At 51.7% G+C, this 18347-nt stretch carries 17 protein-coding genes; 9 read left to right on the top strand and 8 right to left on the bottom strand.

Features of this window, described 5'->3' with window-relative positions:
• The first annotated feature begins 117 nt into the window (after nt 1–117).
• The 5 genes from ACJJI7_RS07440 to ACJJI7_RS07420 all read left to right on the top strand — a co-directional run bounded on the left by ACJJI7_RS07440 (nt 118) and on the right by ACJJI7_RS07420 (nt 3131).
• Entirely contained in the window at nt 118–909 is a 792-nt protein-coding gene (locus ACJJI7_RS07440; RefSeq protein ID WP_444902390.1) for a hypothetical protein, read from the top strand.
• Between the two features lie 107 nt (nt 910–1016).
• A complete protein-coding gene (locus tag ACJJI7_RS07435; RefSeq protein WP_020413750.1) occupies nt 1017–1418 on the top strand; it encodes a hypothetical protein in 402 nt (133 codons plus the stop codon).
• Between the two features lie 98 nt (nt 1419–1516).
• Nucleotides 1517–2032 (top strand): ClbS/DfsB family four-helix bundle protein, encoded by a 516-nt coding sequence (locus ACJJI7_RS07430; protein WP_020413751.1) that lies wholly within the window; start codon nt 1517–1519, stop codon nt 2030–2032.
• A 115-nt stretch (nt 2033–2147) separates the two neighbouring features.
• Nucleotides 2148–2600 (top strand): GNAT family N-acetyltransferase, encoded by a 453-nt coding sequence (locus ACJJI7_RS07425; protein WP_444902391.1) that lies wholly within the window; start codon nt 2148–2150, stop codon nt 2598–2600.
• 54 nt (nt 2601–2654) lie between these two features.
• Nucleotides 2655–3131 carry a hypothetical protein gene (locus tag ACJJI7_RS07420; RefSeq protein WP_157533522.1) on the top strand — a complete coding sequence of 159 codons (477 nt, stop codon included), beginning with the start codon at nt 2655–2657 and terminating at the stop codon, nt 3129–3131.
• A 266-nt stretch (nt 3132–3397) separates the two neighbouring features.
• Here the strand turns inward: ACJJI7_RS07420 and can are convergent, their stop codons facing one another.
• From can to ACJJI7_RS07390, 6 genes are read right to left on the bottom strand one after another with little or no spacing between them, the layout of a single operon-like run.
• The gene (gene can / locus ACJJI7_RS07415) at nt 3398–4045 is read right to left on the bottom strand and encodes a carbonate dehydratase (RefSeq protein WP_353375799.1); all 648 of its coding nucleotides are present in this window, start codon (nt 4043–4045) and stop codon (nt 3398–3400) included.
• Nucleotide 4046: 1 nt separating this feature from the next.
• Entirely contained in the window at nt 4047–4871 is an 825-nt protein-coding gene (locus ACJJI7_RS07410) for a peptidylprolyl isomerase (RefSeq protein WP_282951960.1), read from the bottom strand.
• Between the two features lie 55 nt (nt 4872–4926).
• Nucleotides 4927–5616, bottom strand: coding sequence for a respiratory nitrate reductase subunit gamma (gene narI / locus ACJJI7_RS07405; protein ID WP_020413756.1), 690 nt, complete (start codon nt 5614–5616; stop codon nt 4927–4929).
• A gap of 4 nt (nt 5617–5620) precedes the next feature.
• Nucleotides 5621–6355 (bottom strand): nitrate reductase molybdenum cofactor assembly chaperone, encoded by a 735-nt coding sequence (gene narJ / locus ACJJI7_RS07400; protein ID WP_444902392.1) that lies wholly within the window; start codon nt 6353–6355, stop codon nt 5621–5623.
• 19 nt (nt 6356–6374) lie between these two features.
• A complete protein-coding gene (narH, locus tag ACJJI7_RS07395) occupies nt 6375–7922 on the bottom strand; it encodes a nitrate reductase subunit beta (protein WP_282951963.1) in 1548 nt (515 codons plus the stop codon).
• Between the two features lie 2 nt (nt 7923–7924).
• Nucleotides 7925–11677: a nitrate reductase subunit alpha gene (locus ACJJI7_RS07390; RefSeq protein ID WP_444902393.1), complete on the bottom strand. Its 3753-nt coding sequence runs from the start codon at nt 11675–11677 to the stop codon at nt 7925–7927.
• A 320-nt stretch (nt 11678–11997) separates the two neighbouring features.
• Between ACJJI7_RS07390 and ACJJI7_RS07385 the strand changes: the two genes are divergently transcribed.
• From ACJJI7_RS07385 to ACJJI7_RS07375, 3 genes are all read left to right on the top strand, one after another.
• Nucleotides 11998–13848: a histidine kinase gene (locus ACJJI7_RS07385; RefSeq protein WP_020413761.1), complete on the top strand. Its 1851-nt coding sequence runs from the start codon at nt 11998–12000 to the stop codon at nt 13846–13848.
• Nucleotides 13849–14252: 404 nt separating this feature from the next.
• Nucleotides 14253–14927, top strand: coding sequence for a CHRD domain-containing protein (locus ACJJI7_RS07380; RefSeq protein WP_020413762.1), 675 nt, complete (start codon nt 14253–14255; stop codon nt 14925–14927).
• A 53-nt stretch (nt 14928–14980) separates the two neighbouring features.
• On the top strand, nt 14981–15424 hold the full coding sequence (locus tag ACJJI7_RS07375) for an SRPBCC family protein (protein ID WP_444902394.1): 444 nt from the start codon (nt 14981–14983) through the stop codon (nt 15422–15424).
• 33 nt (nt 15425–15457) lie between these two features.
• On the opposite strand, the gene ACJJI7_RS07370 is transcribed toward ACJJI7_RS07375, so the two are convergent.
• Nucleotides 15458–16678: a MalY/PatB family protein gene (locus tag ACJJI7_RS07370; RefSeq protein WP_444902395.1), complete on the bottom strand. Its 1221-nt coding sequence runs from the start codon at nt 16676–16678 to the stop codon at nt 15458–15460.
• A 27-nt stretch (nt 16679–16705) separates the two neighbouring features.
• A complete protein-coding gene (locus tag ACJJI7_RS07365) occupies nt 16706–17743 on the bottom strand; it encodes a permease (protein ID WP_444902396.1) in 1038 nt (345 codons plus the stop codon).
• Nucleotides 17744–17852: 109 nt separating this feature from the next.
• Between ACJJI7_RS07365 and ACJJI7_RS07360 the strand changes: the two genes are divergently transcribed.
• On the top strand, nt 17853–18158 hold the full coding sequence (locus tag ACJJI7_RS07360) for an ArsR/SmtB family transcription factor (protein ID WP_020413766.1): 306 nt from the start codon (nt 17853–17855) through the stop codon (nt 18156–18158).
• Nucleotides 18159–18347 lie beyond the last annotated feature (189 nt).

Here is an 18347-nt window from a genome sequence, read left to right as displayed (position 1 = left end):
ATGGTAATTCAAACTTATTGAGTTTTAACGATTTGACCCTGTGATCTAAAGGAATAGAATAACAAGATATAATATAATTTATTTTTAATACGCTATTAAATGGTACCAGAGTAATACATGGAAAAAGTGTCACTAAGAATTTGGGGGCTTCTAGGGGTGCTTTTATTTGTTCCTCTATTTCTATTTACATTCGCCGCTCCTCATATCATAGAAAAATCAGGCAGTTCCTTTATCGAATGGAAGCTTAAATCTGAAGCCGATAAAAGGATTGATGCCTTACGACTTCCTGCGCCAACGAAGCTAGAAGGTCTGCTAGGTGCCAAAGCGCGAGAGTTTCGAGCTAAAACTGAGCGGGATCTTGAAAAGGTAAAGCAACAGCTCAAAGAAGATGCACCAGCCATTCTTGCAAATCAAATTGCAAAACTTCGAAATCTGGATTGCGAATGTCGAAGAAAATGGGAACGATCAATCAGGGTATCTATGCAGTCAAAGCTTGCCTCGCTTGAGACTGCCAAGACCAAACTAATTGATTTCAGCCATATCAAGTACATGGAAATTGTCCATAAATTAACTTTGGACGTACGTATTTTTTTGGCCACTAACTCAATTGTTTTTATCCTCTTATTAATTGCTTCATTTATGCAGCCTAGGGCTATCAAACAATTATTCTTGCCTACTGGGTTAATGCTGGCATCAACAGGTATATGCTCATATTTTTATCTCTTTGAGCAGAATTGGTTCTACACCATAATTTACAATGACTATACCGGTTTCGCATATGTTAGTTACTTGAGCTTTGTCTTTGCTATCTTATGTGACATCGTTTTTAATGGAGCCAGGATAACAACAGAAGCACTCAATGCCTGCCTTAAAGCTATTGGCCAGGCGGGGAGTCTAGTTCCGTGCTAAGGAATTGGATAATATTTATCATACAAGCCAACCAATTTCATGCACGGAAAACGTGCATCCGGCAACCCTAGCTTCTACGGCTACCCGCTTTAGAGCATTAGCTTTTTATGATTGAGCGTTTCATACATTGGACTGAGTTCACTGTGGTGGTACTACCATCTACAGCCATTATTTTGTTTGCCACTTTACTTTTTCCATTTGGAATATTACTCCGTCCTGAATTCATTATTCCAGCTTACATTGGTGGTATTCTTGGAGTATATTCATTATGGAGAATGTTTCTGTTTCTTGAGTTTAGGGTGAGCTTAATATTAACAAAATGTACTTATTATTATTTGTCTGGAGTACTAAGTATCGCTTGCTTATTTTTAGTTGGTGAAGTTAGTGTCAGTCAATTGTTTAAGCCGGTAACCACGCCATGGATTTTACCAATTTTAGTTGGTGCTCATTGGATATTTAAAATTTCCAAGGGTACTCTTGGAGATAAACAATTAGCATCAGCTGAATAGTTTTCCTTCAGCTCATTTATGTTTGCTATGACATTAGCATGCAAACCATTTTGCTACAAAACTTCCGCTATGCCGGGCATTATGTAAATTAATCAACTATGTCATCAATACCCAATAATAAAGAAGAGTTGCATCAAGCCATTCGAACCACTTTTGATAAACTTCTTACGGATTATTCAGAAATCCCGGAAGAATACTCACGACAAATTGGTGTTGAAGGTAATATAAAGAATACTGAGATAAGTGTTTGCGATACACTGTCATATTTGATTGGATGGGGAAAACTGGTCCTGAAATGGTATGACCTCACATCAAGAGGACTTAAGGTAGACTTTCCTGAAACAGGTTATCAATGGAATGAACTTGGTCGGTTAGCTCATCATTTTCACAGGCAATATCGAGATTGGTCTTATAAAAATCTGCTATCAGAGTTTCAATTAACTACCGAGCAAATATTGCAGCTAATCGAGTCACTGAGCAACGATGAACTCTATGCTAGAAGTTGGTATAAAAATTACACACTGGGACGAATGATTCAATTTAACACTTCATCCCCAATGAAAAATATTCGTACAAAAGTGCGAAAGTTCAAGAAATTAAAATGTAAGGAGTGAAGCTCATATACTAAGGTATATGCTTTTTATTTCGGCCTTACAGGCCCTACTGGAAATGCTACGCCTCACACGGCATGCCGATTCTCACGGTATTACATATCTATCAGAATAATATATGAAAGTAGAGACAACAGGTAAAAGCGATTATTCAACGCTGATCGAAATATGGGAGGATTCTGTTCGAGCTACTCACGATTTTTTGCAAGAAGAGGATATTGTCATTCTTAAACCGCTCATATTAGAACAATACTTCGACTCAGTAGACCTGATGTGTGCAAAAAATGAGGATGGAAAGATTCTTGGATTCTGTGGAGTTCTTAACGGGAATATTGAAATGTTGTTCATTGCGCCTGAATCAAGAGGCTCAGGCGTTGGAACTTTTTTAACTAAGTATGCCATTGAAAATCTAGGTGTGACAAAAGTTGACGTCAACGAACAGAATCTTCAAGCCCTAGAGTTCTATAAGCATTTAGGTTTTACTGTAGTAAGTAGATCTCCGCTAGATGGTCAAGGAAAACCGTATCCTCTGCTACATATGGAGCAGGACAAAATTAATAAACTTAGGTGAACGGAAAAATCACTTCAGCCCCTTAATTTACAATTGCTAATGATGTTTTGTTTTATGAAATTTCTTATAGCTCTTTTTTTTATACTGATTAGCCTGAATACATCAGCCTGTATAATTGCCCCTGGAACGATTGCTCTTCAAAACCCTCAGAAAGTTATTAAACGTTCAAAATCCGTATTTAAAGGCAAACTTTTATCTTTAATGTATGTCCCAGCATATCTGCAGGTCGCTAAGTTTGAAGTGATAAAAATATATAAAGGGGAAAAGAAGAATTTTATTTCAGCAGTACATGATTATAATACCAGTTGTACCTTAAGAATACCGGATGACCAAGTTGGGAAAAATTATTTTGTCTTTGTTACAGAGGGTTCTGGTGAAAAAGACGATTTATATACGCTTATTTCTACAAAAAACTTTGACTTTATTGATGGTAAGTTCGTTGTAAAGTCTAACAGGCTGCGCGAAGAGCGTGCCAAACAGAAGCAGCAAGAAATTCTGGCCGAGAAACAAATACAAGCTGATGAGCAGTAGTTAATTTCTGTAAATTGTAACTGAGATGATTATGGCTGAAGACCAACGCTTGAGCTTTATATTGATTTGCATCATATTGCACCTGAGGTGCAGATCGGAAGCGAGCTAGCCACATAACACTCACAGGCTCGGTATCGGCTTTTCCATTTCGACTTTGCCTTCATTTCAAAGCCGTGTATACCACGGGTGTTATACTGCGCCCAATTATTAGAAGCTTGAGCAGAAAATAACTTAGGGATTTTCTGATTAAGATACGCAGTAAAGCCTCACCCCTCCTCCGACACTCCACCATAAACATGATAAATCTCCGGCACCTGGCCGCGATCGTCCATCCGCATACCCAGGTCACGAATCAGGCCATCGCGAATATCGTAGATCCAGCCGTGCAGGCTGAGGCGTTGGCCTCGGTCCCAGGCGTGCTGCACTATCTTGGTCATGGCCAGGTTTTGTACCTGTGCCATCACATTTAATTCGCACAATCTTGCCGAACGCGATTCTTTATCGAGGGATTCCAGTTCCTGCTGGTGGCGGGCGTAGACATCCTTGATATGGCGCAGCCAGTTATCCACCAGGCCACATTCGCTGTGGCCCATGGCGGCCTGTACGCCGCCACAACCGTAATGGCCACACACCACCACGTGTTCCACCTTGAGTACTTCTACGGCGTATTGCAGCACCGAGAGGCAATTAAAGTCTGTATGTACCACCACGTTGGCGATATTGCGGTGTACGAATAGCTCCCCCGGTGCCATGCCCACAATCTCGTTGGCGGGCACGCGGGAGTCGGAGCAGCCGATCCATAAATATTTGGGAACCTGCAGACGGCTCAGACGTTGGAAAAATTCCGGGTCCTTTGCCGTCCTCTCCTCTGCCCAGGCGCGATTGCGCGCGAACAGTTGGCGAATCTCTGCCACCTCAGTGGGCCTCCCCCGATAAGTCCAGGCCGGATATTTGCGCGGCCTGCACCATTTTTTGCAGGTAGTCGCTGGTCATTTGGCGGCGGCGTTTTTCGGTCAGGTATTCCTCGATTCGCTCCGCAACATATTCATATTCCAGCGGGCGGCCCGGCTCGCATTGCTCTACATAAATCAGGTGTACACCGTAAGGTGTTTCCACGGGTTCCGCTACCAAACCGGTGCCCTGCTCGAACACTGCGCGCTCGAAGGAGGCGACGGTATCACCGCGCCCCACTTGGCCGAGACTGCCGCCGGCTTCGGCGGAGGAACAGGCGGAGTGGGATTGGGCCAACTGGGCGAAGGCCTGTAGCGGATTGGCATCGGCACGGATCTGCTTGAGCATATCCTCGGCGGCGGCGCGCGCTTTGGCGCAAGCTTCGGAGTCATCCGGTGCGGCCGGAATCAGGATATGGCGCACTTCGGCGAGGGGATCGGAGCGGAATTTATGTGGATGGGCTGCGAAATAGGCGCGGCACTCGGCTTCACTGGCCGGGCTCACTTGTAGCTCGCCTTTTAAAAGGTCTGAAACTGCGTGATCGAAAGCTTCGCTATGCAGGTCTTCATCGGCGGCGCAAAGCCCCTGCCCCGCGGCCTTTTCCCGTAAAAGCCAACCGATAACCAGGGCCCGCGCTGCGCGGTAAATCGCTTGGCGCGGGGAGTTGGCGGTCTGGTATTGCATCTCCTGGTAAATCAGGTCTGCGGGGATTTCATTGCCGTTAACGGCCACGGCTTCAGCCAGTTCGAATTCGCGCCCGGCGGCGTCGGAGGCCAGTAATGCACTCATGACTCTACTCCACACAAGGCCCGCTCATAGCGGGCCGGGTTAACAATTGCTGGGATTAGCGCGCGGCTTTGGCGCGGACTATTTGGTAATTGCGGCGGAAGTACTGCACCGGAACACTCCATACGTGTACCAGGCGGCTGAAGGGGAACAGCAGGAACAGGGTCATGCCGAGGAAAATATGCAGTTTGTAGATGATATTCACGTCGGCGATAGCCGCTGCGGCTGCGGAGCCATCGAGGGTGACAATGGACTGGGCCCAGGCCATCAGTTTGAGCATCTCAGCACCGTCCATATGGCCGGCGGAAACCAGGATGCTGATCAGGCCGAGGATTAACTGGGCGTAGAGCATCAACAGTATGGTCAGGTCCATTTTGGAAGTGGTGGCGCGCACTCGCGGATTGGTGAGGCGGCGCTTGATCAAAATGGTAAGGCCAATAAAGCAGATCACCCCGAAGAAACCACCGATCCCCATTGCCATCATCTGCTTGGTGGAGGCTTCAATGCCGAGGAAGTGCCACACCGCTTTGGGCGTGAGCAGGCCGACAAAATGGCCCGCGAGAATGGCGATCACCCCGATATGGAACAGGTAACTGCCGATGCGCAATTGTTTGCGCTCCAATAACTGACTGGAGCCGGTGCGCCAGGTGTATTGGTCGCGGTCGTAGCGGATCAGGCTCCCCACCAGGAAGACCGTGAGGGCGACGAAAGGGTAAATGGCGAAGAGCAGCGTATTCAGATAGTTCATCTTGTTACTCCTGTGGTGCGGGCTGGGCAGAATTCTGCGCTGCATCTTTGGCACTGGGGGCCCAGGTTAGGGGCTGGCCGTCGCGCAGCTGCGCTGCGCTGGGCCGCGTTATGGACTGGTCGCAATTGTTGGCGCCGGTAAAACTGACCACCTCTTCCTCCCAGATTTTGTCCAGGGCTTCCGGGGTGTCGTCGCGTTCCTCGTTGGCCACTTCTTCCTTAAGTGCAGTCAGATCGACAAAAACACCTGCCATCAGCAGCAGTGAGTCCATCAACAAGTGATAGGGGCTTTCGCGCTTGGACAGGCGCGCGCTCAACAAGGCGATGACATGAGTGATGTCATGCACCCAGCCGTAGGCCTCTTCACCCTGGGTTGCGCAGAACTCCAGATAGGTGGGCAGATAGTCCGGTAACTCGCGTTCATTCAGTTCAAGACCGGCACTGCGATAGCGCGCGGTCAGGTCCACCATGGCCTGGCCGCGATCGCGGGATTCGCCGTGAATATGCTCGAACAGGTGCAGGGACACGGCGCGGCCGCGCTCAAACAGGCCGTCGTATTCACTCTGCCAGTCGAGCGCATCCATACACTCGTAGTGGGAAATAAATGCCAGCAACATATCCCGCAGGGGTGCATCCAGCTCATCGGACTCCGCCACCCAGTTGGTCAGCTCATCCAGGTGTGCCACCAGCTCTTCGGATGGATAATCCAGTAGGCGGGCAATCAGGTTTAACACTTTCATCGGTATTCTCCCCTCGGCCTCAGTCGACCACTTTGGCTGGTATTACTTCGCGCACTGCGTGCTGCTTGCCGCCGAAGATATTGGTGCTGTCGTTGCCGGTGCTACAGCCGTTGCCGAAGCTGAAACCACAGGAGGACTTCATGTCGTAGGCGTTTTCCGCGTAGGCCTTATGACTTGAGGGCACTACGAAGCGGTCTTCGTAGTTGGCCAGGGCCATATAGCGATACATTTCTTCTACCTGCTGTACGGTCAGGCCCGCCTCTTCCAGTAGTTCGCGTTCCTGCACGCCGTCCACATGGATGCCGCGCATATAGGCGCGCATCACAATCATGCGCTCCAGGGCGCGGGCCACTGGCTTCTCGTCGCCGGCGGTGAGCAGGTTGGCGAGGTATTGCAGCGGGATGCGCAGGGTGGAGAGATCCGGGATCTCGGCGCTGCGGCCCACGGTGACGGTTTCCACTTGGCCGGCCTGCACTGCGTTCTGGATCGGAGACAGCGGCGGCACGTACCAAACCATGGGCAGGGTGCGGTACTCCGGGTGTAGCGGCAGGGCGATCTGCCAGTCGATGGCCATCTTGTACACCGGGGATTTCTGCGCAGCTTCGAGCCAGGCTTCGGGGATACCCTCGGCGCGGGCAGCTTCCTGGACCTTGGGATCGCTGGGGTCGAGGAAGATATCGCACTGGGCCTGGTAGAGGGCTTTTTCGTCTTCTACCGCAGCAGCTTCCTCGATGCGGTCGGCGTCATAGAGCAGCACCCCCAGGTAACGGATACGGCCCACGCAGGTCTCGGAACAGATAGTTGGCTGGCCCGCCTCAATACGCGGGTAGCAGAAGATACACTTCTCGGATTTACCGGTTTTCCAGTTGTAGTAGATCTTCTTGTAGGGGCAGGCGGATACGCACATGCGCCAGCCGCGACATTTGTCCTGATCGATCAGGACGATGCCGTCCTCTTCGCGCTTGTAGATGGCACCACTTGGGCAGGAGGCCACACAGGCGGGATTGAGGCAGTGCTCACACAGGCGCGGCAGGTACATCATAAAGGTGTTTTCGAACTCACCGTAGATATCTGCCTGGACCTGCTCGAAGTTCTTGTCCTTCTTGCGCTTGTCGAATTCGGTACCGAGAATTTCTTCCCAGTTGGGACCCCACTCGATCTTCTCCATACGCTCGCCACTGATCAGCGAGCGCGGGCGGGCCACCGGCTGGTGCTTCTGCTCCGGCGCCTTGTGCAGGGTCTGGTAGTCGAAGTCGAACGGCTCGTAGTAGTCGTCGATTTCCGGCATATCCGGGTTGCCGAAAATATTCGCCAGCACCCGGTGCTTGCTGCCGATCTTCGGCTGCAACTTGCCGTTTTTCTTGCGGGTCCAGCCGCCGTTCCACTTGTCCTGGTTTTCCCACTCTTTGGGATAGCCGACACCGGGTTTGGTCTCGACGTTGTTAAACCAGGCATACTCGACCCCCTCGCGGGAGGTCCAGACATTTTTACAGGTCACCGAGCAGGTGTGACAGCCGATACACTTATCGAGGTTCAGCACCATGCCGATCTGGGCTCTAACTTTCATTGCTACACCTCCTCTCGGGTCGGCTCTTTGACGTCTTCGCCATCCAGCCAGTCGACCTTGTTCATTTTTCTCACCACCACAAACTCGTCCCGGTTACAGCCCACAGTGCCGTAGTAGTTAAAGCCGTAGGACTGCTGGGCGTAGCCGCCGATCATATGGGTGGGTTTCATCACCGCGCGGGTTACGGAGTTGTGGATACCGCCGCGGGTGCCGGTGGTTTCCGCTCCCGGTGTATTCACGATGCGCTCCTGGGCGTGGTACATCATGGCCATGCCGTCTGGCACCCGCTGGGACACCACCGCGCGGGCAGCAATGGCGCCGTTGACGTTGAAGATTTCGATCCAGTCGTTGTCTTCAATACCCGCCAGCTTGGCGTCGTTCTCACTCATCCACACGATGGGGCCACCGCGAGACAGGGTGAGCATCAGCAGGTTGTCGGAGTAGGTACTGTGGATACCCCACTTCTGGTGCGGGGTGATCCAGTTCAGCAGGATCTCCTTGTTACCGTTGGGCTTCTGGTTCAGCACCGGCTGTACGGTTTTCAGGTTGATGGGCGGCTTGTACACACACATGGTCTCGCCGAAGTCGCGCATCCACTCATGATCCTGGTAGAACTGCTGGCGGCCGGTGATGGTGCGCCAGGGAATCATCTCGTGCACGTTGGTGTAGCCGGCGTTGTAGCTCACATGCTCATCTTCCAGGCCGGACCATGTGGGCGAGGAGATGATCTTGCGGGGCTGCGCCACGATATCGGAGAAGCGGATCTTCTCGTCTTCCTTGGGTTTGGCCAGATGGGTGTGATCGCGACCGGTAATCTTGCCCAGGGCTTCCCAGGCCTTCACCGCTACCTGTCCATTGGTTTCAGGAGCCAGAGACAGGATCATCTCGGCGGCATCCACGGCGCTGTCGATACGGGCGCGGCCATCGCGGGCGCTTTCATCTTTCCAGGTGCGGTTGAGCTTCTTGAGGAAGTCCACCTCGTCATCGGTATTCCAGCTGATGCCCTTACCGCCGTTGCCGAGTTTTTCCAGCAATGGGCCGATAGAGGTAAAGCGGTTGTAGGTGTTGGGGTAGTCGCGCTCCACCTCGATCATGCTCGGCGCGGTAACGCCGGGGATCAGGTCACACTCGCCTTTCCACCAGGCCTTCACCCCAAAGGGCTGGGCGATTTCGGTGGGGGTATCGTGGTGGATCGGCAGGGTTACCAGATCCTTCTCCACCCCCAGGTGGCCATCGGTGAGTTCGGAAAATTTCTTCGCCACACCTTTGAAGATGTCCCAGTCGCTGCGCGCTTCCCAGGCCGGGTCCACCGCTTTGGTGAGCGGGTGGATAAAGGGGTGCATATCGGAGGTATTGAGATCGTCCTTCTCATACCAGGTGGCCGTTGGCAGCACGATGTCGGAGTAGAGACAGGTGGTGGACATACGGAAGTCCAGTGTCACCAACAGATCGACTTTGCCCTCACTGGGGGTATCGTGCCAGGCCACATCTTCCGGTTTCTTGCCGCCGGCTTCACCCAGGTCCTTACCCATCAGGCCGTGCTTGGTGCCGAGCAGGTGGCGCAGCATATACTCGTGGCCCTTACCGGAGGAACCGAGCAGGTTGGAGCGCCAGATAAATAGATTGCGCGGGTAGTTCTGCGGATTATCCGGGTCCTGGTTGGCGAACTTGAGCGCGCCACGCTTGAGCTGCTGCACGGTGTAATCCTTGGCGGACATACCCGCAGCGGCGGCGTCTTTGGTCAGTTGCAGCGGGTTCATACCCAGCTGCGGTGCGGAGGGCAGCCAGCCCATACGCTCGGCGCGGCTGTTGTAATCGATAATGGAAGCCTGCCACTTGCTCTTGTCGGCCAACGGCGAAACCACTTCGTCCATCTCCAACTTCTCGTAGCGCCATTGGCTGGCGTGGTTGTAGAAGAAGGAGGTGCCGTTCATATGGCGCGGCGGACGCTGCCAGTCGAGGCCGAAAGCGAGGGGGGTCCAGCCGGTTTGCGGGCGCAGTTTTTCCTGCCCCACATAGTGGGCCCAGCCACCGCCGCTCTGGCCGATACAACCGCACATCATCAACATATTGATGAGGCCACGGTAGTTCATATCCATGTGGTACCAGTGGTTGAGGGCGGCACCCACAATCACCATGGAGCGTCCACGGGTCTTGTCGGCGGTATTGGCGAATTCGCGCGCTACCTGGATAACGTTCTCACGGCGACAGCCAGTGATCTTCTCCTGCCAGGCGGGAGTGTAGGGCTTGTCTTCGTCGTAACTGTGGGCACAGTTGGGATCGTCGAGGCCGTGCTCCACGCCGTAGTTGGCCAGGGTCAGGTCGTAGACGCTGGCAACTTTGAGCACCTCGCCGTCTTTGTTCCGCACGTACTTCACCGGCACCTTGTAGTCGATCACATCGCTGTGGTCGGTGTGCTGGAAGTAGTCGTGCTCGTGGCTCTGGCCACCGAAGTAAGGGAAGGCCACCTGGGCAATTTCATCGGCGCAGTCTTTCAGGCTGAGTTTCAACTCTACCTCTTCGCCACTAAGGCCGTCGCGCTGTTCGATATTCCATTTTCCCTGCTCGCCCCAGCGGTAACCTACAGAACCCTGGGGGGACACCAGCTGGCCATCATGGTTGACGGCGATGGTCTTCCACTCGGGGTTGTTGTCCTGGCCGAGGTCATCCGCCAGGTCGGAGGCGCGCAGGAAGCGGCCCTGTACAAGCTTGCCGTCGCGCTCTTCCAGGGTCACCAGCATCGGCATATCGGTGGTGGTGCGCACATATTCGGTGAAGTAAGCACTGGGCTTGTCGACGTGGAATTCTTTCAAAATCACGTGGCCGAAGGCCATCGCCAGGGCCGCATCGGTACCCTGGCGCGGTGCCAGCCAGGTATCGCCAAACTTGGAGCACTCGGAGTAGTCGGAAGTGATTACGCAGGTCTTGGCACCCTTGTAACGCACCTCGCTGAGGAAGTGCGCATCCGGGGTACGGGTCTGCGGCACATTGGAACCCCAGACGATCAGGTAATTGGAGTTGTACCAGTCGGCGGACTCGGGCACGTCGGTCTGCTCACCCCAAATCTGCGGAGAGGCGGGCGGCAGGTCGCAGTACCAGTCGTAGAAACTCAGGCAGTTGCCGCCGATCAATGACAAATAGCGGGCACCGGCAGCGTAGGAGACCATGGACATGGCGGGAATCGGCGAGAAGCCGGTTACCCGGTCGGGTCCGTATTTCTTGGTGGTGTATACATTGGCAGCGGCGATCAGCTCATTGGCTTCATCCCATTTGATCCGCACAAATCCGCCCATACCGCGGCGCTCTTTGTAGGACCTGGCCTTGGCCGGGTCCTCAACAATGCTGGCCCAGGCCTCTACCGGATCGCTGTGTCTCAACTTGGCTTCGCGCCAGAGTTTTACCAGACGCTTGCGGATCTTCGGGTACTTGAGGCGGTTGGCCGAGTACATATACCAGGAGTAGCTGGCACCACGGGGGCAACCCCGCGGCTCGTGGTTGGGCAGGTCCGGGCGGGTGCGCGGGTAGTCGGTCTGCTGGGTCTCCCAGGTGACCAGGCCGTCTTTGACGTAGATCTTCCAGCTGCAGGAGCCGGTGCAGTTCACCCCGTGGGTGGAGCGCACAATCTTGTCGAACTGCCAGCGACGACGATAGCCATCTTCCCAGCTGCGGTCGTCATCGGTCTTTTCCCCGTGTCCTCCGGAAAAAGGCTCTTTTTGTTTCTTCAGGTATTTCAGTCGGTCCAGGAAATGGCTCATGCGGTACTCCCAGGGCATCGAAATGCGGTTAAAGCATCGGTTTAGCGGGGAATATAAAAGCGCTGTGCGGAAGGATCACCTGACCAAAAAGGGGTAGAAAAGCGACGAACTACCCCAGAGTGGGTAGGGAAATGGCGCCAACTCATGGCTAAGGTATTGCGCGAACCGCAGAGTGGCTGGGCCTCCGCTTAAAAAGCAGGCATCAGGTTAAATTTTGTGCAAAACTGGCGTTCTTTGGTGGTACTCACAAATTTGAGCACCCGTGGGCGGCACAATAGGGAGGAGTTCCCACAACCGCCCAGGGGCGAAGTGAATCAGATATGCTGAACCGAATCCGACAATCCATCGTCTACCGCATCGGTACCCTGATGCTGCTCACCGTGCTGGTGGCCCTGAGCTCCATGGTGGCGTCCTATATCATCTCCGATGCCGCCGAAAACGATGCCGCCGCGGTAAACCTGGCTGGCTCCCTGCGCGCCATGAGCTACCGGCTGGCCGCTACCGCCCCCTCCGGCGATATTGATGCCACTACCGAACTCGCCGATGAGGTTGCATCGCGCCTGGCTCGGGTATTGAGCATCTCCGACTTCAACGCCAGCGACAACCTGCGCGCAGCACACAACTACCGCAAGGTGATCGATAGTTGGGAAGGGGAGATACGCCCCCTGCTGGAATCCATTGCCGCCGGCCGCTTGCCCATGGACTCTCTGCAGCTGGCTAACCGCCTGGAACCGTTTATTGGCGATGTAGATACCCTGGTATCCGACTACCAAACCATCGCTGAAGAGAAGATCAGCTTGCTGCGCTTGGTACAGGTGGGCTCCCTGTTCGCCATAGTGGCGCTAGTGTACCTGTCTCTTTACATACTCCACCGCTCCGTGGAACAACCACTCAAGCAACTCACCAACCGCTCCCTGAGCATTGCACAGGGAGACTTCAACGGGCACCGCCTGGAAATCGACAGTGAGGATGAGCTGGGGGTGTTGGCGCGCACCATCAATTACATGAGCGATGAGATCCACGCAACCCACCGTGACCTTGCCCATCGTGTAGAACTCAAAACTGCACAATTACAAAAGAGTCACGAGGCACTGGACTTCCAATACCGCCTGGCGCGACGTATCAGCGAGGGGCCCCTGGCAAGTGCTGAGCTGGGACAATGGCTGGGAGAGTTCGCTAATGTGGCCGATCTGAGCAACCTGGACCTTTGCCTGATGACTCCCGAGGGCGAAGCTCCTTACGAGCACCTGGTGCAGGGCCTCGGCAACAGCCAGTGTGACGGTAATGAGTGCCGCATGTGCGTAAGCACCTGTGGTCCCTCCGACGAGGGCGACTACCGCGTGTACCGCTTCCCGCTGGAAGTGGACAAGCGCAATTACGGCGTACTGATGTGCACCCTACCCCGCGGTGAAAGCCTCGATGAGGAGCAGCAACAACGCTTGGCTACCTTTGCCGACAGCGTTACCGCTGCCATCGCCATCAACGAGCGTGAAGCCCAGGAACGCCGCGTCGCCCTGCTGGATGAACGCGCAATAATCGCGCGGGAACTGCACGACTCATTGGCACAATCCCTCTCCTACCTGAAAATCCAGGTTACCCGGCTCAATCGCGCCAACCGCAATGAGCAGATGGACAAAGCCAAGGTGGAGGAAATTATTACCGAATTGAAGGAGGGGCTGGACTCCTCCTATCGCCAGTTGCGCGAACTGCTCACCACCTTCCGCCTGCAAATAGGCCCCGGTGGCCTGCGTAATATCCTCGAGCAATCCATCCTCGCTTACCGTGAGCAACACCCGCAAATCACCATCCTGCTCGACTATCACCTCAACGAGGTGCCTCTCACTCCCCATGAGGAAATTCACCTTTTGCAGTTGGTGCGCGAGGCCTCGCAAAATGCCGTCTACCACTCCCAAGGGGATATGGTACAGATCAGCCTTACCCAGGCCGAGAATCACTCTCTCAACGTGCGTATCCGTGACAATGGCGTCGGTATCAGCAATTCTCCGGAAAAGCGCAATCACTTTGGCATGTCGATTATGCAGGAGCGCGCCAGCAACCTGAACGGCAAATTAAATATTCGCCGGCGCGATGAGGGGGGCACAGAAGTGCGGTTTAACTTTATTCCCCTGTATGCCCGGGAGCGGGAATTGGTTTGGAAGGATGTGGGGTGATAGCACCCCACTTTAGATGGAAGAATCATTGGGCACGGATAAATAAGCTCCGTAACCAGTTTTTTAAATTTGGCAAATACCTCTGTTAATAAAATTCAGCGAAATATCCCAATATTTTCCGATTGATTCCCCACTCCGTGAGCCAGTAGGTCGCTGTGAACCAGGCTCCCACCGCGGGGTTCGCCCAACCTTAAACATGTCCAGGATAAAAAATAGGGTAAAAAATACTGTCTTTTAAATTGGCCCCGTAAGGCCAATACCTACCACATATGCTACAAGTACTTATCGCCAATACACCCCATGATTTGTCCCCATTCATCATGGTGAATAAGTCTTGTTTAGGGGCTGGCATCCCATTTTCCACCGTGCAATGACAATATTGATTTAATAAAGAGGAGAGGTTAATGAAACTGAATTCATTGCCCATCGCCGTTTTTTCAATAATGGCGATGCTTGTACTGGCCTATTCCACTTTCACAACTGCCGATAGCCACAATAAAAAAGAAAAAGATACATCAACCGCTAAACATGGTGCTGGCGAGAAAGCCTGGTCTGATGCGGGAGATGACAAGCGGTTTACCATCTTTAAAGCTGACCTAACCACTGCTAATGAAAATATGCTCGGTAAAAAAGTCAATCCGCAAACCCCTAAAGATGCTAATGGTTTCTTAATCGGCGCCTATAACAACCAGACGCATATGCTGAGCTTTATGGTTGGGTACAGTGATCTATCACAGGGTGGAGTCGCCATGTCGCATTTCCACCTCCAGTGTTCGGGCGACGGCAAGGAACCTCCTATTTGCAAGCCTGGCAAGGCGAGCGGCCCGATTATTCAAACTATCTGTGGTATGCCAACCCAACCGGGGATGGTCCCAGACTGGCCCGCTACCAAAACAGACAAGGATAAACACGGACTTAAAAAGAAATGCTCTGAGGGCAACAGCGGTTTTATTATGGGGAAATGGCTTGTCGAGGAACCTTATCGGAAAGGATTAATGGATAATAAAGTGTTCATTAACTTGCATACAAAACTGGACCCCAAAGGCGAAGTCTCTGGATTATTGGTAAAAGATAAATAGTATTTAATGAATGCCCTGCTGGGCCAATTACAACAACCTTATGGAGAGCGGTAATGTCCAACTACACCACCTCATTTTTTAGCCCAAGCTCCCAGGGAGATGCTTATAAAGCGGTAGCCGAAAAAATGTCCCAGTGGTGGACACCGGTAAGCGCACCCTTTCTAAAGGTGGGCGACACTGCCAAAACCGGTTTTAAGGGAGAGTCTTACTGGGTTTTCCGCGCCAAAACATTGAAGCCAGAAAAACTGATTGAGCTCGAATGCATCGAGTCGAATATGGTGTCCGATAACGTGGATGACCCCGAGGAGTGGAAGGGCAGTACCCTGCGCTTCGAGTTTTCTGAGGAAAATAAGGGAACTCTGGTTACTTTTACCCACATTGGCCTTTCCCCTGAGATGAAATGTTGGGATATGTGCAAAAGTGGCTGGGACCATTATCTACCTGGTAGCCTTAAGAACTTCTTGAGCGGCACTGGAGGCCGCCCAAATACTTACTAACAATAGACAACTAGCAAACGATGATACTTTGAGCTAATCGCAGCAGCCACAACACTTTCTATCACCGGCACTGCTCCCAGAACTTGTATTGGGCTTTGCAAAAACCTCTTTTAAACGCAGGAAGGCCTTTTTTATATCGGCCCTGGGTACAGCAAAGTTCATCCGTACAAACTGTGTTGCTGTGTCGTCGAACCAGGTTCCTGGCGATGCGCCAAAGCCGGCTTCAGCCAATTTTGTAGTAAGCTCTCTACCCGCAAAGCCAGTTTCTGAAAAGTCCAGCCAGACCTGATAGGTACCTTCTACGGACGTCATTTTTACAACCGATAATTCCTCCAGCAAAAACTCCTTTATCCAACCCAAGTTATCCTGAAGATAAGCCAGTAACTGATCCAGCCAGGCATCCCCCTTTTCAAAAGCAGCAATAGTTGCAAAAGTGGTGAAGGCATTGCCGTGATTCAGATACATGGATTCACTTTTATCACTAACTGCCTGTAGCAACCTGCTGTTTTGGGTATAGATGTATCCATTGGAAATACTCTGCATACCAAAAGTCTTAGCTGGCGAGCCAATCAAGGCTACATGTTTCTCTGAATCCAGAGCCATCAAGCTGGTAAATTGATGACCCGAATAAATAATATCACCATGGATTTCATCGCTGATAATGGTCACATTATATTTATTGGCTAATTGCAGGAGCTTTTCCAGCTCTTCCTTTTGCCAGACCCTCCCAACCGGGTTGTGCGGATTGCAAAGGATCATTGCTTTTACTTCCGGATCTGCGAACTGCTTATCCAGATCCGTAAAGTTCATCCGGTACCTTCCATCACTCATTCGCAACGGACTTTTAACAATTTTACGGCCTGCACTTTGGATCACTTTACTAAATTGGTGATAGACCGGGGGCTGAACCAGAACGGAATTACCCTTTTCAGTAAGCTCACGGATCAATAGCGCAATACCAGTCAAAACGCCTGTAACCTGAACAAATTTATCCGTTTCTAACCGCAAATTGTGACGCCGCTGATACCAACTACTAATTGCACTAAAGATCCCCTCGGGGTAGAACTCGTAGGCGAACTGCCCTCTATCCACCAACCTTTGCAATTCTGCTCTAATAGGGTCGGCTACATTGAAATCCATATCCGCTACCCAAAAGGGAGTTACTTTCTCTGTGCCAAAAATATTTTTAAGTGCCGATGGGCTGTTACGCACAAAGTGATTTTCAGCACCGGAATTATTTTTATCAAAGTCCATCATTGCTCCTACATGTGGTTCAGGGGTTTATGAGAAAAACAGGTGGAACAGCAGACCTGCAAAAATTGCCATACCGAAGATCACTAGCAGGAAAGCCGCTACCATTGGTTTGCGGAACATCGACTTCAGTAGGATCACCTCAGTTAGGCTGGCACCGGCACTGCCAATAATCAATGCCATTACTGCCCCCATACTCATGCCTTTTGCGAGCAGCGCCGCAGATAAGGGGATTACGGCCTCAGCACGGATATATAGCGGGACCCCAATTACTGCCGCGAAAGGGATGGCGAGAGGGTTACCGGCTCCAGCATACTTTGCAATGAAATCTGCAGGTATAAAGCCGTAGGTGAAAGCACCGATTGCGATCCCAATCAACAGGTAGGGCAGTACTTTCTTAAACTGGCTCCAGGTTTCCCGCCAGATCCGCACCCAGCGATTGTCCTGCACGGCACTCAATGCAACGGTACCATCGCAAGCGGCGACTTGGGGAAGCGGTCCATTGCAAGCTTTCTCTTCTGTACAAGTAGTTGCAGATGCACTGGCACCACAGCCGCCAGTCTCTGGTTTCCTGGGTTTACTCGCACCAGAGCAGCCGCTTCCAGTATTCCCCTTCAATACTTCCGGGCGAATGAAGCGAGCAAAGTTGAGCCGCTCCAATACATACCCAGCAGTCACTGAAACTGCCAGTGCCGTTGCGGCATAAACCAAAGTGATATTAAGGCCGAAGGTCACAAGGAATAGACCAATAATGATGGGATTCAAAAGTGGCGAAGTGAATAAAAAGGTGACTGTTGGTCCAAAACCGGCTCGGGCTTTCAACAGGCCGCTCAGCATAGGGATGGTTGAGCAACTACAGAATGGTGTCAGACCACCGAGTATCGCTGCAGAAAAGTAGCCACGGCCATTCTTTGAGCTGAGAATAGCCTGGATTTTTCCTGACGGCAGGTATTCCTGAATTACGCCAATAATAAAACTGATTACCAAAAATAACGCTGTCAGCTCGATACCGAGCAATACAAACATGCCCAGCGCCTCTTCAAGCATTACAAGAACTTCTGGAGACATTGCATTAATTCCGTATTTCTAGATTCATGGAAATATATTAGTGCAGCTTTTTTGTGACTACAAGTTATTTCTAGTAATATAGAAATGTTGGAGCCCCAGGAACACAACAATGCAGACAGACATAGCCGCCAAGTGCTTCGCTGAATTAGGCCATTTAACCCGCCTGGAAATATTCCGCCTATTGGTCAGAGGTGGCCCAGAGGGCATGCCTGTTGGAGAAATACAGGAAGCGCTGGATGTTCCTGGCTCCACTCTCTCCCACCACATTAACCGTTTGGTATCTGTGGGGTTGGTCATTCAACGACGAGAGGGCCGCACCCTCTATTGTGTGCCTCAGTATGAAGAACTATTCAGGCTGGTGGAATTCCTGCAGGAGGAGTGCTGTATTGACGGTAATCCTCACTGCGACGATTAATCATTAGATGATTTTCAACCACCAGAGTAACATAGAGAGTAGGGCCACTTTCCATTACAACCGCTGGTCTTCAATTTGTATAAAGCTGAGTTTTCAAAGATCAGCAACATAGCGAGGAAAAGGAGTTTGCTGAATCATTTAATAAACAATATGCAAACCGGGAATCCGGCCAAGGAAATTATGTGCCGT

The organism is Microbulbifer variabilis, assembly GCF_056232115.1.
This window is presented reverse-complemented; position numbering and strand designations above follow the sequence as displayed.